The organism is Hyphomicrobium sp. DMF-1, assembly GCF_027886585.1.
Taxonomy (GTDB): Bacteria; Pseudomonadota; Alphaproteobacteria; order Rhizobiales; family Hyphomicrobiaceae; genus Hyphomicrobium_C; species Hyphomicrobium_C zavarzinii.
Map to the genome: position 1 here is coordinate 2179105 of NZ_CP115706.1, position 21051 is coordinate 2200155.

Annotated in this window: 16 protein-coding genes; 12 read left to right on the forward strand and 4 right to left on the reverse strand. The window is 65.9% G+C overall.

Features of this window, described 5'->3' with window-relative positions; translation table 11 throughout:
- Nucleotides 1-61 precede the first annotated feature (61 nt).
- The 3 genes from PE058_RS09985 to PE058_RS09995 all read left to right on the forward strand — a co-directional run bounded on the left by PE058_RS09985 (nucleotide 62) and on the right by PE058_RS09995 (nucleotide 5826).
- The gene (locus PE058_RS09985) at nucleotides 62-1087 is read left to right on the forward strand and encodes a DUF2497 domain-containing protein (protein ID WP_271030507.1); all 1026 of its coding nucleotides are present in this window, start codon (nucleotides 62-64) and stop codon (nucleotides 1085-1087) included.
- A gap of 271 nt (nucleotides 1088-1358) precedes the next feature.
- On the forward strand, nucleotides 1359-2858 hold the full coding sequence (locus tag PE058_RS09990) for a DUF2497 domain-containing protein (protein WP_271030508.1): 1500 nt from the start codon (nucleotides 1359-1361) through the stop codon (nucleotides 2856-2858).
- 205 nt (nucleotides 2859-3063) lie between these two features.
- Entirely contained in the window at nucleotides 3064-5826 is a 2763-nt protein-coding gene (locus tag PE058_RS09995; RefSeq protein WP_271030509.1) for a valine--tRNA ligase, read from the forward strand.
- A 66-nt stretch (nucleotides 5827-5892) separates the two neighbouring features.
- Here PE058_RS09995 and PE058_RS10000 read toward each other — a convergent pair whose 3' ends face one another.
- Nucleotides 5893-7017: an MBL fold metallo-hydrolase gene (locus PE058_RS10000; protein WP_271030510.1), complete on the reverse strand. Its 1125-nt coding sequence runs from the start codon at nucleotides 7015-7017 to the stop codon at nucleotides 5893-5895.
- A gap of 126 nt (nucleotides 7018-7143) precedes the next feature.
- Nucleotides 7144-7749: a DUF2939 domain-containing protein gene (locus PE058_RS10005; RefSeq protein WP_020087146.1), complete on the reverse strand. Its 606-nt coding sequence runs from the start codon at nucleotides 7747-7749 to the stop codon at nucleotides 7144-7146.
- A gap of 642 nt (nucleotides 7750-8391) precedes the next feature.
- Between PE058_RS10005 and PE058_RS10010 the strand changes: the two genes are divergently transcribed.
- Together PE058_RS10010 and PE058_RS10015 are read left to right on the forward strand one after the other, a co-directional pair.
- Complete coding sequence (locus PE058_RS10010) at nucleotides 8392-8748, forward strand: hypothetical protein (protein WP_271030511.1); 357 nt, start codon at nucleotides 8392-8394, stop codon at nucleotides 8746-8748.
- Nucleotides 8735-9763 (forward strand): tetratricopeptide repeat protein, encoded by a 1029-nt coding sequence (locus PE058_RS10015; protein ID WP_271030512.1) that lies wholly within the window; start codon nucleotides 8735-8737, stop codon nucleotides 9761-9763. The genes PE058_RS10010 and PE058_RS10015 overlap by 14 nt, the downstream gene beginning before the upstream one ends.
- A gap of 76 nt (nucleotides 9764-9839) precedes the next feature.
- On the opposite strand, the gene xth is transcribed toward PE058_RS10015, so the two are convergent.
- Nucleotides 9840-10619 carry an exodeoxyribonuclease III gene (xth, locus tag PE058_RS10020; protein ID WP_020087149.1) on the reverse strand — a complete coding sequence of 260 codons (780 nt, stop codon included), beginning with the start codon at nucleotides 10617-10619 and terminating at the stop codon, nucleotides 9840-9842.
- 42 nt (nucleotides 10620-10661) lie between these two features.
- The gene (erpA, locus tag PE058_RS10025; protein ID WP_020087150.1) at nucleotides 10662-10991 is read right to left on the reverse strand and encodes an iron-sulfur cluster insertion protein ErpA; all 330 of its coding nucleotides are present in this window, start codon (nucleotides 10989-10991) and stop codon (nucleotides 10662-10664) included.
- A 152-nt stretch (nucleotides 10992-11143) separates the two neighbouring features.
- Here erpA and PE058_RS10030 point away from each other — a divergent pair, with 152 nt between their 5' ends.
- The 7 genes from PE058_RS10030 to PE058_RS10060 all read left to right on the forward strand — a co-directional run bounded on the left by PE058_RS10030 (nucleotide 11144) and on the right by PE058_RS10060 (nucleotide 20933).
- Entirely contained in the window at nucleotides 11144-12379 is a 1236-nt protein-coding gene (locus tag PE058_RS10030; protein WP_271030513.1) for a deoxyguanosinetriphosphate triphosphohydrolase, read from the forward strand.
- A gap of 91 nt (nucleotides 12380-12470) precedes the next feature.
- Complete coding sequence (argS, locus tag PE058_RS10035) at nucleotides 12471-14285, forward strand: arginine--tRNA ligase (RefSeq protein WP_271030514.1); 1815 nt, start codon at nucleotides 12471-12473, stop codon at nucleotides 14283-14285.
- 236 nt (nucleotides 14286-14521) lie between these two features.
- Entirely contained in the window at nucleotides 14522-16414 is a 1893-nt protein-coding gene (locus tag PE058_RS10040) for an SPOR domain-containing protein (RefSeq protein WP_271030515.1), read from the forward strand.
- A gap of 177 nt (nucleotides 16415-16591) precedes the next feature.
- Nucleotides 16592-17623: a beta-N-acetylhexosaminidase gene (nagZ, locus tag PE058_RS10045; protein ID WP_271030516.1), complete on the forward strand. Its 1032-nt coding sequence runs from the start codon at nucleotides 16592-16594 to the stop codon at nucleotides 17621-17623.
- Nucleotides 17624-17703: 80 nt separating this feature from the next.
- A complete protein-coding gene (locus PE058_RS10050; protein ID WP_271030517.1) occupies nucleotides 17704-18573 on the forward strand; it encodes a segregation and condensation protein A in 870 nt (289 codons plus the stop codon).
- A 108-nt stretch (nucleotides 18574-18681) separates the two neighbouring features.
- Nucleotides 18682-19563 (forward strand): SMC-Scp complex subunit ScpB, encoded by an 882-nt coding sequence (gene scpB, locus PE058_RS10055; protein WP_271030518.1) that lies wholly within the window; start codon nucleotides 18682-18684, stop codon nucleotides 19561-19563.
- 131 nt (nucleotides 19564-19694) lie between these two features.
- On the forward strand, nucleotides 19695-20933 hold the full coding sequence (locus PE058_RS10060) for an ABC transporter ATP-binding protein (RefSeq protein WP_271030519.1): 1239 nt from the start codon (nucleotides 19695-19697) through the stop codon (nucleotides 20931-20933).
- Nucleotides 20934-21051: the final 118 nt, after the last annotated feature.

Consider the following 21051-nt stretch of genomic DNA (forward strand, 5'->3'; position numbering starts at 1 on the left):
CGGCGTCCATGCGGGTCGGATGCTGGAAGTGCTTGTCGTGGTGTGCGTAGGGAGTGGCGTAATGAACATGACAGAGAAGAACGGCCAGCCGAGTATGGAGGAGATCCTGGCGTCGATCCGCCGGATCATCGCCGAGGAACCGGCAGGGCCGCATCCGAACAGTGAGCTTCGTGGCACGCCGATCATGCTCAAGGGCGATGGGGTGCTCGAGGATGCCGGCGATTTCGATCTGCCCGCAATTTTCAGGTCTTCCCCGCCCGCGCAGACGGAGCGTCCGACTCCGTTGCTTGGCCGTCTGACCGACGCCATCCGCGGTGCGACCGCGGCACAGCCGGAGCCGCGCGGCACATTCAATGGCGAAGAACTCGTCCACGCGGATGCCGTCGAGGGGGGAGCGCTTTCGTCCGAGCCGGCCTACACTTATTCGGGGCTGAGCTCGCTCAAGCCCGTGCGGCCCGCCGATGCCGGGCCCGCCAATCCTGCGCATTATATGGACGGCGCGCCGTTCACGCCGGAATCACCACCTGTCGCGCATCAGGCGGCGGCTGTTCAGCCGACCGCGTCGGCCGGGCCTTCGGGACCGGAGCCGAAACGGCAGATGGCCGCTTTCAAAGACACGCACTTCCTGCGTATGAGCGCGCCGACGGCCGCTGTGCCAGCTCCCGCTGCTATTCCGGCTCCGGCTGTTCCGCCGGTGGTTGAAGCAGCGCCGCTTCCGGCACCGGAGCCTGTGACGCCGGTTGATTTCAGCGCGATTATTCCGGGCCAGTTCGACCGGTCTGCGCTCGCGGCTGGGCAGACCCCGCCGCCGATCGCCGATCCGGCATCGGCACCGCCGCCAGTCGCGGCGGCACCCACGGTCGTCGCCATGCCGCCCCCTCCGCCGCTGCCGGGCGAACCCGTGCACAACGCGCTGGTGGTGGCCGGAGCCCAGGGTCACGAGGAAACGGGCTCGATCGAGGACACGACTGCCGATCTGCTCCGGCCGATGCTCCGTCAGTGGCTTGCCGACAACATGCCGCGCATGGTGGAAAAAGCCCTTCACATCGAGATCGCGGAGAGCGTGAAGCTACCGAAGAAGCCGTAAGCCGGGATCGGGCCGCTTGGTGCGAAATACCGCTTTTCTGCCTCTAAAACGTCGCATGCACCGGTGAGCATAAGGCGTTGAAGAGTGCGGATAGGGTGGTGGAGACGCATTGAAGCCGGCCCATTGCCGGGGTACGTCTTCCCTTTGAGGCGAAATTCATAATGCGCACTTCCGATCGCCGTCGGCCATGTGGCGTGGGGCAGGACGGCGCGGGCGCTCATCGGGCGGTAGGTAGGGCATGAACAGACCGGACAAAGCCGGCGAGCCGAGCATGGAAGAGATTCTGGCGTCGATCCGCCAGATCATTGCCGACGAGCCGTCGACCGATCGGCCGGCATCCGCCGCTGAGGTTGCCGGGGGCGCTGGGCTCGCTTCCTCTCCGGATCGCGGCCCGGCTGGGGCTTCCTTGACGGACGACAACCGGCCGCCGCTGCTCGACCGCTTGAGCGGCGTGCTGAGGAGCGGGTCGCTGCCGCCCACCAAGCCACTCGGGTCGAAGCGGCCGCTGTCGTTCGATCAGGATCTCGCCGACATGTTCGACGAGGACGAGGCGAATGCCGTCGCCGCGCCGAAGCCCGACATCCGCGTGCCTCCGGAGCTCTCCGTTTCCGCTCAGCCCAAGGCGGCGGAGACGAGCGCTGCCAGTGCCGCTAAGCCCGAGGTCGACGGAGCCTCCGCGCTTCCGCCTCAGCTCGCACCCTCGAAGCCTTTCGTTCCGCCGCTTCCGTTCGGTGGTTCCGATCCGCAGGAGAAGGAGCCCGCTGCGCCGCTCGCGCCGCGCAGCTTCGGTTTTCCGCCGCTTAGAAAGCAGGGCTTCATTCCGCAAACGACGCCGGTGCTTCCGCCGCTTCCGCCGACCGACACCAAGGCCGAGCTTGCGGTTGGGGCGTCCGCATCGGCGGGCACCGGGCCTTCGGCCGAGGATGCGTTGAAGCGCTTGTCGGGATTCGGCGCTGTCGTGCCTGGAGAGATCGCTGCGACGCCCAGCTCGCCTCAGCCCTCCACGGGCCTGTTCGGCGCTCCGGCGCTGGGCTCTGCCGATGCGGGTTCGGGCAGTGCGGGTGTGCGCGCGCCTGAGCTTTCCCTCAATGCCGACCGGGCTCCGGCCAGCGATCCGGTTTCCTCCCCCCCATCGCCCGCGCCGCCGCTCGCAACACCGGCTCCGTTGCGTGCGGGCTTTATCGACAGCATCGCCGATCGTCCGCTGCCCGAGGTCACGCCTGCCGTGGCGGATGTGAAGCCTGCGGAAGAGCCCAAGCTGCCGCCTTTGTCGCCGACGCCGCTCGCCACCGACAAGATCTTCGACGAGCGTCCGCTGCCGTCGTTCTCGGGCGTCACTGCCCCGGCCACTGCCACGCTGCCTCAGGCGAGCGTCAGTCCGTCCGCCGAGCTGCCGCGCTATGCGGCCAGCGCCGATACGGCGGCCGTCGCGGCCCAGGCGCTCGATGCGCTGGCGCAAGGACTTGCTGCCTCGGCGGCGGCCTCGGCCGTTTCGTCTGCGGCGGCAGGGTCTGCCATCCCGCTGACGCCGGTCGTCGAGCCGTCCGCTCCCGTCGTGCACCCTGCGCCATTGGCGTCCGCCAACGCGCTTCAGCCCGCGGCTCCGGTGAACGCCGCGCCGCCGCGCACCCTCGAAGACGCGGTCGCCGACATGCTGAGACCCATGCTGCAGCAATGGGTTGCCGACAATATGCCGCGCATCATCGAGAAGGCGCTCAGGGTCGAGATGGCCAAATCGATGAAGCCGGGCTCCAAGCCACCGGGAACCTGACCTTCAGCCATATCCGCCACCGCCCAGGCTCTCTGCGGCTTCGCCGCCGGACGCAAAGGGCGTGTCCGCCCTTTGCGCTCACGATTGACAGGCGGCAAGCGGGTTCGTAGGACGCCACAACCCTATTTGTCGTGCTCGCCCCGGGAAATCCGATTTCCCGTGCCGGCCAGCACTCTGTTTCATTGCGAAAAGGCTCGCGCGACCCATGCTCGAAAAGACTTATCAGCCCGCTGAGATCGAGCCGCGCATCAACGAGGAGTGGAACAAGGCAGATGCCTTCCGCTGCGGACGAGCGGATCGCAAAGATGCCGCCGCCTACTCGATCGTCATTCCGCCGCCGAACGTCACCGGCTCGCTCCACATGGGGCACGCCCTCAACAACACGCTGCAGGACGTGCTCGTGCGCTTCGAGCGTATGCGCGGGAAGGACGTGCTCTGGCAGCCGGGCATGGATCATGCCGGTATCGCTACGCAGATGGTCGTCGAACGTCAGTTGATGGAGCGCCAGCAGCCGAGCCGCCGGGAGCTCGGCCGCGAGGAGTTCGTGCGGCGCGTCTGGGACTGGAAAGAGCAGTCGGGCGGAATGATCGTCAACCAGCTCAAGCGGCTCGGCGCGTCCTGCGACTGGTCCAGAGAGCGCTTCACGATGGACGAGGGGCTTTCGCGCGCTGTCGTGAAGGTGTTCGTCGAGCTTTACCGCAAGGGGCTCATCTACAAGGACAAGCGTCTCGTCAACTGGGACCCGAAGTTCCAGACCGCGATCTCGGATCTCGAGGTTGTGCAGGTCGAGAAGAAGGGCTCGTTCGCGTGGGTGGATGGAGATCCCGAGAAGCCGTTCGACGGTGACGCGCTGGCGAAGGTTCTGAAGAAGGATCCTTCCGGGCACATGTATCATTTCCGCTATCCGCTGGCGGAGAAGGTCGCGGGCTACGACAAGGATTACATCATCGTCGCGACGACGCGGCCCGAGACCATGCTCGGCGATACGGGCGTGGCCGTGCATCCCGAGGACGAGCGCTACGAGGCGCTGATCAAGGCGGGCGCCAAGGTGCGCCTGCCGCTCGTCGGGCGCGAAATTCCGATCGTCGCCGACACGTACTCCGATCCCGAGAAAGGGACGGGCGCGGTGAAGATCACGCCTGCGCACGACTTCAACGACTTCGAGGTTGGCAAGCGGCACAACCTCGAGAAGATCAACGTGCTCGATGCGTTCGGCAAGCTGACGGACGATGTGCCGGAGGCCTACCGCGGGCTCGACCGTTTCGAGGCGAGGAAGCGCGTCGTCGCCGATCTCGCGGCGCTGGGCCTGCTCGCCAAGATCGAGCCGACCACGCACACGGTGCCGCACGGCGACCGCTCGAACGACATCATCGAGCCGTGGCTGACGGACCAGTGGTACGTGAACGCGGGCGAGCTTGCGAAGCCCGCCATCGCCGCCGTCGAGACCGGCAAGACGCAGTTCGTGCCGAAGAACTGGGAGAAGACCTACTTCGAGTGGATGCGCAACATCCAGCCTTGGTGCATCTCGCGCCAGCTCTGGTGGGGACATCAGATACCGGCCTGGTACGGGCCGGACGGCCATGTGTTCGTCGGGTCCGACGAGGCGGATGCCAAGGCTCAGGCCGCCAAGCACTACGGAAAGGATGAGGCCCTGACGCGCGACGAGGACGTGCTCGACACGTGGTTCTCCTCGGCGCTGTGGCCGTTCTCGACGCTCGGCTGGCCTGACGCGACGCCGGAGCTCGCGCGCTACTATCCGACGAGCGTGCTCGTCACCGGCTTCGACATCATCTTCTTCTGGGTCGCCCGTATGATGATGATGGGCGAGCACTTCATGAAAGAGGTGCCGTTCCACGACATCTACATCCATGCCCTCGTGCGCGACGAGAAGGGGCAGAAGATGTCGAAGTCGAAGGGGAACGTGATCGATCCCCTGCAGCTCATCGACAAGTATGGCGCGGATGCGTTGCGCTTCACGCTTGCGGCCATGGCTGCGCAGGGGCGCGACATCAAGCTCGCGCCGCAGCGCGTCGAGGGTTATCGCAACTTTGCGACCAAGCTCTGGAACGCGGCGCGCTTCGGCGAGATGAACGAGTGTGTGCGCCAGTTCGATTTCGATCCGCACGCCGTCAAGCACACGCTCAACCGCTGGATCGTGGGGGAGACCGAGCGCGCGGCGAATGCCGTGACCTCCGGTCTCGAAGCCTACAAATTCAACGAGGCGGCAGGGGCCATCTACGAGTTCGTCTGGGGTGTCTACTGCGACTGGTACCTGGAGCTGATCAAGCCGATCCTCGCCGGTGACGACGAGGAGGCGATCGTGGAGACGCGCGCCTGCACGGCGTGGGTGCTCGACCAGTGCCTCAAGCTCCTCCATCCGTTCATGCCCTTCATCACGGAGGAGCTGTGGGCGCACATGGTGGAGCACGGTGAGCGCCGCCTGACGCTGCTCTGCCTCTCCGAGTGGCCGCGCCTCTCGGGGCTCTCCAGCGCGGAGGCCGACGAGGAGATCGGCTGGGTCGTGAAGCTGGTGTCGGACGTGCGTTCGGTGCGCACCGAGATGAATATTCCGGCAGGTGCGAAGATCCCGCTCGTCATCACGGGCGCGAGCGAGGCGACGATCGCGCGGGCGCGCCGTCACGACGAGACGATCCGCAGGCTCGCGCGCCTCGACGGTATCGCGTTCGCGGAGGCTGCGCCGAAGGGGGCTGCTCTCATCGTGATCGGGGAGGCGACGGTGGCCCTGCCGCTCGATGGCGTGATCGACATGAGCGCTGAGCGCAAGCGTCTCCAGAAGGAGATCGAGAAAGCCGAGGGCGATCGCAACAAGGCGGCGACCTGGCTCGCGAACGAAGCGAATGTCGCCAAGTCGCCGGAGCACGTGGTCGAGCTCAATCGCGAGCGCGTCGCGGAAGCGGGCGACCGGATCCAGCGCCTCACGGCGGCGCTGAAGCGGATCGAGGGCTAGAGGCTGATCCGGCACTCTGCATGAGCCACTCTCCCCGCGAAGACGGGGAGAGTGGACATGGCAAGTTTACCGCTGCGTATCGGGCTCGGGGATGCGGAACGAGGCGCGGAGCCATTTCATCATGGCGGGCTCGCGTGCATCCGGGCTCACGGCGGCCCGCGCACGATATTGCTCGAGCTCGCTGCCGGTCAGGGCGGCCGCGGGGCCGCGCAATTCGTGCGAGCCGGTCTCTGCTGGCGCGAACGATGCCTTGTGGATCAGCGATGGTGTTTCCGCGCGGCGTTGCTTGCCGACATTGAGGACGGTGCCGGCGCCGGCATACGCATAGCTCTCGCCGAACGTCTCGATCAAAGCCGCGAAGGTCGGCTCGCCGGTGCAGTGGCCCGGCGCGATGTTGGCGATCTTCCATTTGTCGCGCAGGGAAGCCGCGATCGTGGCGATGCTCTCCTCGGGGGCGTTGACGAGGTGGAAGCCGCCGAGCACGTAGTGGATCTTCGGATTGATGGCGCTCGCGGCCTCGACGATCTTCTCGATGCCGGGGTGCGAGCAGCCGACCACGAGCACGATGCCCTCGGGCGTGTCGACGGCGAGCGAGATTTCCTTGAGCTCCAGCGTGCCCTTCTGATCGGAGACGAGTGCGATCAGCCAGATGCCGGGCGCGATCTCGGTGGTCTTGTCGATGGCCTCGATATTGGCACCGTCCCAGGCTGTGCCAAACTTCAATGTCTCGTCCGGCTTGCCGTCGTAATAGCGCTGCTCGGGCGGGAGCTTGTCGTTCTTGCGATAGAAGCTCGACGGCAGCGATGAGCCATAAACGCCGAAGCCTTCCTTGGGTCCGTAGATCTTGACCTTCGGATTGACCTTCAGAATTTCGGCCAGCCCCGCGAAATGATCCGAGTGGCGATGCGACTGGACGATGAAATCCAGGGTCGAGAAATCGACGCCCTTTGCTTTGGCATTGGCGAGAAACACCGCGGCATTGTTGCCGGTGTCAAACAGGATCTTCTTGCCCGCAATCTCGACGAGGGCCGAAAAGCCCCAGTCCTTGCGGACGCTCGCGTCCTTGCCGAATGCGTCGTAGAGCACCGTCACGCGGGCGGGGGAGGTCTCAGATTGGGCAAGTGCCGGAGCAGCCGGCACTGCTAGCAGCGCGGCGAGCGACAGGCCGCGCGCGAATTTCGATGGGGTCATCGTCAAAAGCTCCGAGGCGATCGCCGACCTCGCGGATCGGCGTTCCCGCGTAGCATTTAGGAGAGGGGCCGCTAACGAACTAATCCTGGAATGTAATTCAGGACGTGCTCGTGCGCCGAGGAGACCTCATACCGGATCTGCCGCGACCGGAACGGCGGCGTTCTGGACCGTGCGGAGGCGCAGCTCCGTGAGCTTCCATTCGAGGCCCCGGAGCTGCAACAGTCCGATGTAATGGCGGGTCGGATCGTTGCGGTCGGCCATCTCGATCTCGAACTCGGTCGGTGAGTGGAATTCGGCGCGCTTGATGCGCGACCAGAAGCCCTTGAGGCGCTCATGCCAGGGGAGCGCCGCCACCGCCGCTGCGTCGCCCGAGATGTTTTCGCGGTAGAACTGGCGCGCTCCGAAGAGCTGCGGCAGGCCTTCGGGCGTCACGTAGCTCCGGATCATGCTGTCGATGGCGCTGCGGCTCAGGCTGTTCTTTATGCGCGCCCAGAGGCCAGGCTTGGCGGGCTCCGTGCCGGACGTGGCGACGGCCGTGGGTCCGATGGCGTATTCGGTGAGGGATGCCCGCAGCGTTTCGCGCACCGTCGGCCATTCGATCTTGGCTTCGAGATAGGCGGCATCGCCGGTTCGCATGGCCTCACGGATGCTCCAGGCCGTCACGAACGGCGAGGCGACGTAGGCGAGTGCCGGGAGGAGAAGGGCGAGGGCTGCGATCAGGAGCTTCTTCATCGGGCGTCCCAAGGGCCGTTGTCGATTCCCGCGACGGAGCGGCCGAATACCGTTCACCATATAGACCGACGATTGGGGCCGCGTTCGGGCCCGGTTGCGTCATTTCCAGGTGGGAAGTGTGCCGTTTCCCCCTCCGTTTCAAGGATGATGCCTGTCTCAGCCCTTTGAAAGGGATTGCTTTTCACGAATTGCGGCAAGGTTGTCAAAGAGTGGCGGATTGTTCCGCACTCAGTCGCGAGACGGCCCAAGTCGGGTCAATGAACGGCCAATGAACGGCCGGGATCGGGTGCTAGACCAAAAGCTGCCGATGGTTAGGAACGGCGTTAACTGTGATCCGAATGACACGCCTGACGTATAGTCCTGAAATTGGAGGTCTCCATAGGGCGCTGTTGCCGCAACGCAACGAAATACGAGGGGACGTGCCTCGTTTGGGCCACAAATAAGAGCGACCACTTGCAGCAGAGAACGGGAGCTGCGGGGGCTTCAGGTTCGGAAGTGGCGGGGCGTCCAATTTCGCGGACGCGGATACCGTCCCCTTTTTCCGAAGCGGCCTTTTGGAAGATCAACAGTTCCTACTCTCGGCTGGCGACAGCGCGCGTGCGTTGCGCTCGTGGGAGTTTCAGAGCGATTGGACTTGAGTTGATGGACGCGAGGACGTTCGACAAGTCGAAGTTGCCGAGCAGGCATGTAGCGGATGGGCCGTCGCGGGTTCCGTACCGTTCGCACTCCTATGCCCCGGGTCTCGCCGAGACCGAGATCAGCCAGCCGTTCGCCGGCATCGTGTCGCGCGGGCAGGCAGCGGCGCCCTGCGACATCGCTCTCAAGCGCCAGTGGCAGCCGGCCAAGGCCAAGCGGCGGATTAACACGTGGAAGGCTTCGCCGAACTCATACCAGAGCGGAGCCATCAAAAAATTTGCAGTTCAGGTGGGGCAGGCTCCTGACGGGGCCGAGACCCACGCAGGCGGGAAAGCGGAAATTGTTTGCTATGCGGACATCTAGGCTGGTTCTCGGGTTTTTGTTGATCGCGTTCGCGCCCGCCTGGGCGCTGGCGCAGGCGCCGACGTTCAGCTCGCCGCGCGAAGCGCTGCGACAGGGTGTGAGCGCCTACCAGGGCGGCTATTACGAGCTTGCCATGCCTCCGCTCGAGTACGCGGCGGCGCAGGGTGAGTTCATGGCGAGCTACTACCTGGCCAAGATCTATCAGGACAATACCGGACCGCACACCGATCATGCCAAGGCCTACGCACTTTTCGAGAAAATCGCCGACGAGCATCTCGACGCCGATCCCGACGATCCGCGCGCGCAGTATGTGGGCAAGGCGCTGACCGCGCTTGCCGGATATGTGCTGCGCGGGCTGCCTGAGATCGGGCTCGCGCCCGATCCCGAGCGCGCGGTGTTCTATCTCAAGAACGCCTCCACCACCTTCAATGACGAGGATGCGCAGTTCGAGCTCGCCAAGCTCCAGCTCAAGGGCGAGGGCGTCGAGACCAACGTGCCGCTCGGGCGTCACTGGCTTTCGGTGCTGAGTCAGAATGGGCATGCGGGCGCGCAGGCGTTCTTCGCGGACCTTTTGTGGCGCGGCAAGCATATGGAGCCCGATCCGGCACGCGCGCTCGCGCTGATCGCGGTGGCCGTCGACAACGCGTCGCCGCAGGATGCGATGTGGATCGAGGATATCTATCAGAACATCTTCTGCGGCGCGGCCGAGGGCACGCGGCGGCAGGCAACCGGCATCGTGGCCCAGTGGGGCAACCGCTATGGCCGCAAGCCGACGGAGCAGCGTGATCGCAGCGGGCTCGCGCAGCTCGCGGTGGGGCCCGTCCGCACCTGCAAGAACGGCGAGCCCGTCGACGTGATAGCCCCGCGTGCGGAATTGGCCACCACGCCGCGGCTGCCTGCGGCGCGCACGTTCAACTATGGCACCATGAGCGGCGAGCCGCCGAAGCTGCAGGATGTGACTACGCCTCTGGCCACTAATCCGGCTCCGGCCGCTCCGGCGGGCTACACGCGCTAATTTTCAGGATCTTCCAGGATGCGAGCCGATGCTGCTCGCATCTTTCTCGTTTCTCGCGATCCCTGCAGGTGTCAGCTTAAGCGAAGGTGGACCAGACCGGCGCGTGATCGGAAGGTTTTTCCCAGCCGCGCGTGAAACGATCGATACCGCACGAGACCAGCCGATCGGCAGCCTGCGGCGAGAGCAGATGATGGTCGATGCGGATGCCGTCGTCCTTCTGCCAGGCGCCCGCCTGATAATCCCAGAACGTATAGAGGCCTGGCTCGGGGTGGCAGGCGCGGATGGCGTCCAGGAAGCCGAGGTTCTCGAGCCGTCTGAAGGCGCTTCTGCTTTCGGGCTGGAACAGGGCATCGTTGACCCAGGCTGAGGGACGTTTGGCGTCCATCGGCTCCGGGATCACGTTGTAGTCTCCGGTGAGCACCACGGGCATCTCGGATTCGAGAAGCGTGCGGGCGTGGGCTTCGAGGCGGGCCATCCAGGCGAGCTTGTAGGAGAACTTTTCTGTGCCGATGGGATTGCCATTCGGCAGATAGATCGAAGCCACGCGCACCGAGAGGGAGCCCGCCGTGACGGTGGCCTCGATGAAGCGGGATTGGGCGTCCGCCTCATCGCCGGGCAGCCCGCGGCTCACGTCCTCCAGCGGATGGAGCGAGAGAATCGCCACGCCGTTGAAGCCCTTCTGGCCATGGGTGGCCACCTGATAGCCCGCGTCCGTGAAGGCTTCGAGCGGGAAGCCTTCGTCCACGGATTTGATTTCCTGCAGACACAACACATCCGGCTTCGTTTCGCGGATATACGTCAGCGCATTGTCGATGCGCGCCTTGATGCCGTTGATGTTCCAGGTGGTGATTTTCATTGGCTCGGCGGGCAGGAGTGGGGAGTAGACAGGCAGTAGGGCTCAGAGGGAGAAGCTCGTGCCGCAGCCGCACGAGGCGGTGGCGTTCGGGTTCTGGATCTTGAAGGAGGCGCCGATCAGATCGTCCACGAAGTCGATCTCGGCGCCCGCCAGATACTCCAGCGACACGGGATCGATCAGCACCTTGGCGGTGCTCTTCTCGACCACCACATCGTCGCTCGCCGCGGTGTCCACCAGGTCGAACTTGTACTGGAAGCCCGAGCAGCCGCCGCCTTCCACCGAAATGCGGAGCATGGTGTTGGCTGGCTCTTCGGCCACGATTTCCTCGATGCGGCGCGCGGCGCGGTCTGTCAGTGTCACGGTGTGCGTCATTCTCGCCATCCTCGGAGGCGCATGCGCGGGCTTTTCCAGCGGGTGCCCTCGCGTGTAAATCCATGAGAAAGATAGTAATCGACCGATGTAAGTCAAATGGCTTGCACGGGCCCCAAGCGCTATTAACGGGCCTCTGGTGTTTCTGGATCAGCATGGGCAAGGCGATACAAGACGCAGCAGCGAGCAAATCCGGGTACGGCGAGGCGCTGCGGCCGGGCGAGCGCTCTCCTGCTTGCTATGCGGCGGGTGCGATTCCCTCCCGGGGCAGAAGATTCCCGGAGCCGGAATGTCCGACGCGCAGTCCGTTTCAGCGCGACCGCGACCGCATTCTTCATTCGACCGCGTTCCGGCGGCTCATCCATAAGACGCAGGTGTTCGTCTATCACGAGGGCGATCACTACCGGACCCGCCTCACCCACAGCCTCGAAGTGGCGCAGATCGCGCGCACCATGTCGCGGCAACTCAGGCTCGACGAGGACCTGGCCGAGGCTCTGGCGCTGGCGCACGACCTCGGGCATCCGCCGTTCGGACATGCGGGGGAACGGGCGCTGGACGAGGTGATGGAGGCCTACGGCGGCTTCGACCACAACGCGCAGAGCCTGCGTGTGGTGATGGCGCTGGAGCGGAAGTATCTCGCGTTCGACGGCCTCAATCTCACGTGGGAATCGCTCGAAGGGCTCGCCAAGCACAATGGGCCCATCACGGGCGACGATCATGGTCCGGTGCGTAAGGTGATCCGCGATCTCGAAGCGTGGCAGAGCCTCGAGCCCGAGCGCTGGGCCTCCGGTGAGGCGCAGGCGGCGGCGCTGTCGGACGACATCGCCTACGTGAGCCATGACATCGACGATGGGCTCCGGGCCGGGCTCATCACGCTCGAAGACCTTGCGGGGGCGCCGCTTGCCGGCGAGATCGTCGCGGGGCTTCCGGCGCCGGTGCGTCCGGGGGACCGGGGGCGCCTCACCTACGAGGTGACGCGGCGGATGATCACGCGCCTCATCCAGGACGTGGTGCAGGAGAGCCGGGTGCGGCTGGCCGCCCTCGATCCTCAGTCTCCGGCGGACCTGCGCGGCGCGCCGGCGGCGACCGTCTCCTTCTCGGCCGGGATGACGGCGGACATCAGGAAGCTCAAGGACTTCCTGATGCAGCGCGTCTATCGCAGCCAGCGCGTGATGCACGTGATGGACGAGGCGGAAGCGGTGGTGGCGGCGCTGTTCGGCCGCTATTTCGAGGATGCCTCCACCCTTCCGGACTCCTGGCGGGCGGCGCAACAGGGCCTGTCCGAGCGTGCGCGGGCGCGCGTGATTGCCGATTTCGTGGCCGGAATGACTGACCGCTATGCCATAGACCAGCACCGGCACCTGTTTGACGCGACGCCGGAATTGCGATAGCGGGGCCGGTAATTCCGCGCATTAGGCGATGCAGAGGCGCTCTATCCCAAAGGGGTAGCGGGGCAGCCGCCACTTCCAGGGACTGAGCTTCATGAACGTGTTCGCAGAGGTCGAGGGCAAGGTTCTCGATGCACTGGCAGGCCTCCAGAAGGCGGGGGCGCTGCCCGAGGGTCTGGATTTCAGCGCCGTCGCCGTGGAGCAGCCGCGCGATCCTTCGCATGGCGATCTCGCCTGCAATGCCGCGATGGTGCTCGCTAAGGCCGCCAAGGCGAAGCCGCGCGACATTGCCGACAAGCTGGCCGCCGCGCTCACGGCCGATCCGGATGTCGCGTCTGCCGAGGTAGCGGGGCCGGGCTTCCTCAATCTCAGACTGCACCCGCAATTCTGGCATGGCGTGGTGAAGGCCATCATCGACCAGGGAGCCCGCTTCGGCGCCTCCAACGTGGGGCAGGGGGCGAAGACCAACGTCGAATATGTCTCGGCCAATCCCACAGGCCCCATGCACGTCGGCCATTGCCGCGGCGCGGTGTTTGGGGATGCGCTTGCAAACCTCCTCGCGTTCGCCGGCTACGACGTGACGCGGGAGTATTACATCAACGATGCGGGCGGGCAGGTGGACGTGCTCGCGCGGTCGGTGTTTCTGCGCTACCGCGAGGCGTTGGGCGAGGAGATCGGCGAGATCCCCGCGGGCCTCTATCCGGGCGAGTATCTGAAGCCCGTCGGCGCGGCTCTGGCGAAGGAGCATGGTTCTTCGCTTGTCAACATGCCCGAGGAACGGTGGCTGCCGCTCGTGCGCACGTTCGCGATCGAGCAGATCATGCCGATGATCAAGGACGATCTCGCGGCCCTCAACATCAAGCACGACATCTTCTTCTCCGAAGCCTCCCTCACCAAGGGCAGCGAGGACAAGGTGCAGGCGGCCGTCGCGGAGCTGCGCAAGAAGGGGCTCATCTACGAAGGGCGGCTGGAGAAACCGAAGGGGCACGACGACGAGGAGTGGGAGGATCGCGAGCAGACGCTGTTCCGCTCCACCGCGTTCGGGGATGAAGCCGATCGCGCGCTGATGAAGGCGGACGGCACGTATACGTACTTCGCCGGAGACGTCGCCTATCACTACGACAAGCTCACGCGCGGCTTCCGTCATCTGATCAACGTGTTCGGCGCCGATCACATCGGCTACATCCCGCGCATGCTGGCGACCGTCGCCGCGTTTGCGGACGGGACCGTCGAGCGGGACGCCAAGGGTAAGCTCAAGCACTGGCACACCACGGGCGGCACGGCCGATCTCGACATCAAGGTCGTGAACCTCGTGAAGCTGTTCAAGAACGGCGAGCCCTACAAGATGTCGAAGCGGGCCGGCACGTTCGTGACGCTGCGCGACGTGGTGGACGAGGTGGGGCGCGATCCGGTGCGCTTCATGATGCTCTACCGGAAAGAGCTCGAGCAGCTCGACTTCGACTTCGCGAAGGTGACCGAGCAGTCCAAGGACAATCCGGTCTTCTACGTGCAGTATGCTCATGCGCGTGCGGCTTCCGTTCTCCGGAATGCGCGGGAAGCGTTCCCGGATCTCGTGTTTGCCGACTCCGGATCGGTGGTGGCGAACCTCGATCTTCTGACGGATGCCGGAGAGCTGGATCTGATCAGGAAAGCCGCCTTCTATCCGAGCCTCATCGCGGGGGCGGCCAAGGCCCATGAGCCGCATCGAGTCGCCTTCTATCTCTATGATTTGGCTTCCGCTTTTCACGCTCATTGGACGCGAGGCAATGATTTGCCACAATTGCGCGTTATTCAGGCCGGTGATCGCGCGCTGACAGCGGCCCGGTGCGCGCTCGTTGCGTCGCTGCAGCACGTGTTATCCTCTGGTCTCTCGGTGCTCGGTGTCGGAGCTCCAGAGGCGATGCGCTAGAGTCCTGATTCGAAGGCTCTATCCGGCGCAGCGGTCAGACGAGGCCGACCCGGGGTTCCCAGATCAAGCCTGTGGGGCTTGTGGGGATTACGGGCAAGGGGGACCATCTTGCGGCGAGTGGGGTACGGAATTGCGTTGGCTGGGGTGCTCAGCCGACGGTACAGTTCCGCCGACAGGACATTGGCCCAGGGCGCGGCGAAAGCGTGCTCGGGGTGTGCGACGAGGGGTTCCGAGAGATGACACGGTATAGCAATCCTCTGCCGCATAATCCGGTGCCACCCAACCAGGTGCCGCATTCGCAGGGACGTCCCGCAGGTCAGGGCCAGCAGCCCGCTCACGCTCACATGTCGCATCTGGAACCCGAGCAGCCCGCCTGGCCGTCCCAGGGCGTGCCGCGCACGGGCCGCCCGGCCGCCCAGCAGCCCTACGCCGATCACGGCTACCAGCCGGAATATCAGACCCCCGCGCCGCAGGACCCTTACGCGGCTCTTCGGCCGGATGGCTATGGCTATTCTCAGTCGGCTCCCGCAGCGGACCCTTACGGTCTTGCCGGGTATTCGGCCCCGCAGCCGTCGGCCCCTTCGCAAGGCTACGGAGCCCGCCCGCCGCAGCAGCAGGCCCCTTCGCCGATGCCGCAGCCGTCCTATGAGCCCTATTCAGCCGCCGCCGATCCCTATGGCGCGAACGGCGGATATGGCTACGCCGGTCAGTCCAATCTGCAGGCTCCGCCGCCGTTCGGGGCTGCCCAGCCGCACGCGCAGCCCGCGCCTTCCGCGCCCGCCTTCGGCTCGTCTGCGCACAGCTATGCCCAGCCTGCCGCGCCGCAGCCTCAGACCTCTCCCTACGGCGGGGGTTATGCGGCACCACAAACCAATTCCTATGCGCCGCCTCGCGCGGAAGCACCGCTCAATCCGCTGGCCGACCAGTGGGGCGCGCAGAGCCTCGCGCTCGATGCGCGGGATTATGATGGCCACGCCTACAGCGCTGGGGGCCTGAACAACGCGTTGCAGCAGGGTGCGGCAGGGCAGTGGGGCGGCGATCCCTACGGCGAGCCGCAGATGGAGCCGGATCTCGGCGGCCAGGTCTATCAGAACAACGCCCAGCAGCCGCACGCTTCGTTCGACCAGAGCTACGCCGAGGACGACGCGCAGTACGAAGAGGAGCCGCGCCGCTCGAGCTGGAAGAAAGTCGTCGCGCTGGTAGCGTGCACGGTGGCCGTGGGCGGTGTGCTAACGTTCGCCTACAGCAGCATCATGGGGCCGAGCAACAACGGGCCGACGCCGCTCGTGAAAGGCGCGACGGGACCGACCAAGGTCAAGCCGTCGGAGCCGGGCGGCAAGCAGTTCGCCCATACGGACAGCAAGATCATGGGCCGCCTCGGGGAAGGCGCCGAGCCGGAAGCCGATGGCGCGGGTGTGCGCAAGGTTCCGGTGGTGGTGGTCGGACGCGATGGATCTATCCAGCCGCCGCCCGCAGCTCAACCCGCCGCCCCCCAGGACGAGCAGACACGCGCCGTGGTGGCCGTGCCCGGCCTCACGGTCATCGATGGTCTCGGCGGTGCGCCCGCGGGAGGACCTTCGCCGAACCGCCCTGTTACGCCACGCACGCAGCCGCAGCAGCAGGCTTCGCCGCCGGTGCAGATGGTGACGGCCTCGGACACCGATCAGCCGGTGGTGGTCGCGCCATCGCAGCAGGCTCCTAAAAAGGCCGCCAACCTGATCGCCAACGCCGCGCCGTCCGAAACGGGCGCCGTGCAGACCAAGGCGGTCGCGACGCCCAAGGCCGAGCAGGCGGCGCCTGCGCCGAAGAAGGAGAAGGTCGCCGCGGTGGCCGCACCGGCTGCCGTCAGTCCGCAGCCGACGGGAGCGGGCTACGTGGCCGTGCTCGCGTCCGTTCCCGCCTCGGGCAGCAGCCGCATCGACGCGCTGAAGCAGTTCGCCGACATGCAGCAGAAGTACGGCACCATTCTCTCCAACAAGACGCCCGACGTTCAGGAGGCCAACCTCGGAACCAAGGGAACGTACCACCGCCTGCTCGTCGGGCCGCCTGGATCGCGCGATTCCGCCAACTCGGTGTGCGCGCAGCTCAAGGCCGAAGGCTACAGCGGGTGCTGGGTCACCGCGTACTAGGCACGTGGACCTTTCGCTCCGTGACGAGCGGCCTGTGATCCGCTTCTGCAAGGCGGGACGGCGGATGCCGGAGACGGTCTCTCGTTATGGATGGCCGTTGGGCGAGGCCGGTGATCCTCCGTCCGCGAGATCCGGTCTCCGAGCCTCACATCCCTTTGCGAGGGCGAAACCTCAAACATGACATCAGCCTTCATCACCGGCGTTTCCGGCGCGACGCTTTCGGCCGACGAGGCGCGCTTTCTCAAGTCCGCCGCACCGGCCGGTCTCATCCTCTTTGCGCGCAATTGCGTGAGCCACGATCAGATCCGCCGTCTCGTCGGGGATGCGCGAGGCGCAGTCGGCAGCGACGATTTTCTTGTGCTGATCGACCAGGAGGGCGGGCGCGTGCAGCGTCTGCGTCCTCCGCTCGGGCGCGCGCTTCCTCCGGCGGATGCCTACGCGTGCCTCTACGAGGACGATCCGGCGTGCGCTTGCGATGCCGCTTTCCTCGCGGCGCGATTGCTGGCCGACGATCTCAGGAGCCTCGGGATCAACACCGATTGTGCGCCTGTCGTGGACGTACCTGTGCCCGGCGCCCATGACATCATCGGAGACCGCGCCTACGGGCGGGAGCCGCGGCAAGTCGCGGCGCTGGCGCGGGCGGTCGCGGAGGGCTTCATGGCGGGTGGCTTGCTGCCCGTGATCAAGCACATTCCGGGGCATGGGCGGGCCATGGCGGACAGCCATATCGAGCTTCCCGTCGTCACCGAAGCGCGTGCGGTGCTGTCTGCTACCGATTTCGCGGCTTTCAAGGCGGTTGCCGACATGCCGGCGGCGATGACGGCGCACGTCGTGTTCACGGCCATCGATGGCGCCCAGCCGGCGAGCACGTCGCGGACGGTGACGCAGGACGTGATCCGCGGCGAGATCGGCTTCGATGGGCTCCTGATGAGCGACGATCTCAGCATGAAGGCGCTTTCGGGCACGTTCCGGGAGCGCGCGGAGGGGGTGCTGAGCGCGGGCTCGGATCTGGCGTTGCACTGCAATGGGGTGCTCGCGGAGATGGAGGAAGTTGCGTCGGCCGTGCCAGTGCTGGCAGGCGATGCGCTGCGGCGGTTCGAGGCGGCTTTGGCCGTATTCCGGCGCAGGGAACCCTATGATTCGGGGCGCGCAGAGCAACAACTTGCGGTCGCACTGGGAACCGCAAGACGGCGCACTGAATCAGTGTAATCTGGCGAAAAGATTCCTATTTTGCGCTTGGACCTTGCGCGAAGCAGGACAGATCGCAGGGATTGGCGAGTGCTGGATCGATGATCGACGACGCTGGGCAGATGGGCGAAGGCGAGCAGGGCTGGGAAGCGCCCGATCGCGATCTCGCGCCCGCGGCGTCGGAAGCGCTCATCGTGGACGTGGCCGGTTTCGAGGGTCCGCTCGATCTGCTGCTCGCGTTGGCGCGCACGCACAAAGTCGACATCTCGAAGATCTCGATCCTGGCGCTCGTCGACCAGTATCTCGCCTACATCCACGAGGCGCAGCGGCTCAAGATCGAGATCGCGGCCGACTATCTGGTGATGGCAGCGTGGCTGACGTTCCTGAAGTCGCGGCTGATCCTGCCGCGCGAGGAGAAGGCGGGCGACGAGCTTTCGGCGGAGGAGATGGCGCAGAAGCTGTCGTTCCGCCTGATGCGCCTCGAGGCGATGCGCCGCGCGATCGGCGAGTTGATGACGCGCAAGCGTCTCGATCGCGACGTGTTCCAGCGCGGCATGCCCGAGCAGACGCAGACGGTGAGTGAAGTGAAGTGGACGGCGGAGATCTACGATCTCCTCAAGTCCTATGCGGATCTGCGCCGGCGCACCATCAAGGTCACGCATGTGGTCAAGGCACGCCGCGTGTGGTCCATCAAGCAGGCGCGCACGAAGCTCGAAACCCTCGTCGGGCAGGCGATCACCGATTGGGTGGAGCTCGATAGCTGTCTCAAGACGTATCTCGCTACCGTCGAGGAGGACAAGACGGTGCTCGCAAGCTCCTTCGGCGCGACGCTGGAAATGGCGCGCGAGGGCATGATCGATCTGCGCCAGGACGAGCCGTTTGCTCCGATCTACATGCGCAAGCGCGAAGCGGGCGCCGAGTGGCAGCGTCTCGAGGTGGTTTACGGCGGATCTCAGCCCTCCGGCGCATGAGGCGCGGCGAGGATGCGAGAGGTTCGCTCCGCGTGATGAGCAAGGGTGGTTGCGGTTTTTCGAGTGGTGGTTCCAACGGCGATCTCACCCGGACATAAGGATGGCGACATGGTTCCGCCGAAACTGAGACTGGTGACCCGCGACGGGATCGAGGACGATCTTGCAGGCGATGAGCCCGAAGCGCAGGAGGCGATCGAGCTTGCGCGCGCTCTCTCCGAGGCGGACGCGGTGGAGGCCGGACGCGCGCCCAGGGCGGAGGATCGTCTCGCGGATCTGCGTATCGTGGAGGCGCTGCTGTTCGCCTCCTCGACGCCGCTCGACGAGGAGTGGCTCGCAAAGCATCTGCGCCACGGCAGCGACATCGGCGCGCTGCTCTCCGACATCAAGGCGCTCTATGCGCCGCGCGGCGTGAACCTCGTGCGCGTGGCCGGCAAGTGGGTGTTCCGCACGGCCGAGGACCTCGGCTATCTGCTGGAACGGGAGACGGTCGAGGAGCGGCGGCTTTCGCGGGCTGCACTCGAGACGCTGGCGATCATCGCCTATCACCAGCCGGTGACGCGCGCCGAGATCGAGGAGATCCGCGGCGTCACGACGTCGGCCGGTACGCTCGACATCCTGATGGAAGCGGGCTGGATCCGTCCGCGTGGACGGCGCCGCGCGCCGGGCAAGCCGCTCACCTACGGAACGACGGACAGCTTCCTCGCGCACTTCGGTCTCGACAGCGTGAAGGACCTCCCGGGGCTCGCCGATCTCAAGGCGCAGGGGCTGCTCGACGGACATCTCCCGCCGGGCTTCACGGTACCCGACCCGTCTATGGTCGCGTCCCTCATGCCGGACGAGCTTCCGCTCGAAGAGCCTGCCGAAGAGGAGCAGTCGCCTGAGGAGGATGAGGGCGAGGAGGCCGGCGCCGATCAGGAGACCGGCGGCGAGGACGATGAGGCGGGCGCGCCATCCGCATCCGCGGATGGTCCGCCGGAGCCGCAAGACTAGTTTCAGGCTCTTTGGTGGGGGGTGGGCGGCTCCAATCGCCGGAACGGTGGCTATCCTTGCCCCGTGTCAATTCCAGCCCTTGATGTTAACGATCAAAGTCGGGAATGTTGCCTGCAGGTGATTGCCGGGGCATGGTCCGCTGCGAGGGTGGGGCGCTCCGGTGCACGCCTGGTCCGATCCGGCGCATCAAGCCGGCCATGAAGGTTTGCTCCCCGGTGGTACGCTGGTTGTTCAAGAGATCTCCGAAACCTCCGACGGAGCCCGCGCTGGCAGGGTCTCCGCGCGTGCGCGCAGGGGCGACGTTCGCAGCCCGCCTCTCGTTCGACGCCGTCACCAAGCGCTACGGTGAGCGGCTGGCGCTCGACGGGCTTTCGCTCGACGTAGAGCCGGGCGAGGTGGTGTGCCTGCTGGGGCCATCGGGATGCGGCAAGACCACGCTGTTGCGGGTGGCGGCCGGTATCGAGCGGCCGACCTCCGGGCGCATCCTCATCAGCGATATCGAGGTTGCCGGCCCCGCGCGCTTCGTGCAGCCCGAGGATCGCGGCGTCGGGCTGATGTTTCAGGACTTCGCGCTGTTTCCCCATCTCACCATCGTCGAGAACGTCGCGTTCGGCCTCAAGGCGCTGCCGCGAGAGGATGCGCGCCGGGAAGCCCTCCTGATGCTCTCGCGCGTGGGGCTCGAGCGCTACGCGGATCAATATCCGCACATCCTTTCGGGCGGACAGCAGCAGCGCGTTGCGCTGGCGCGCGCCATTGTTCCGCGGCCGGCCGTGATGCTCATGGACGAGCCGTTCTCGGGGCTCGACGTGCAGTTGCGCGACGTCATGCAGGAGGAGACGCTGGAGCTCCTCAACGAGACACGGGCGACCACGATGATCGTCACGCACGATCCGGAAGAGGCCATGCGCATCGGCGACCGCATCGCGGTGATGCGCGCGGGACGTCTCATCCAGACGGGCCGGGCGCAGGATCTCTATCATCGTCCCGCCGCTCTGTTCGTCGCGCGATTGTTCTCTGAGATCAACGAGATCACCTATCGGGTTGCGGGCGGGCGCATCTCGACGCCGATCGGCTCGCTGCCGGCTGAAAGCGTCGCGGAGGGGGCGCTTGCGACCCTCTGCGTCCGTGAGCGGGGCGTGGGGATCGTCGCGGCTGGGAGCGGCTCCGTGCCGGGGCTCGCGGCACGGGTGCGGAGTGCCAAGTTCCTGGGGGATGCCGTGCGCTACGAGGTGGTCGCGGAGGGCTTCGATGAGCCCATCAACGTGCGGGCAAATGTGGGCTCGCCGTTCGAGAAGGGCAGCGAGGTGCGACTTCATATCGACCCCGGGCAGGTGCTCATCTTCCCGCCCTGTGCCGACAAAGTAGTTTAAATATCAGTATATTAATTCGCGGGCTTCTGCCCCGCCCTACGCTTGCGAGGGGGGTGGGTTTCTGCAATAGTGGGCCTGAGCCTATGCGACGCGTCGTGTGACGACGCGGGAGCGGGAC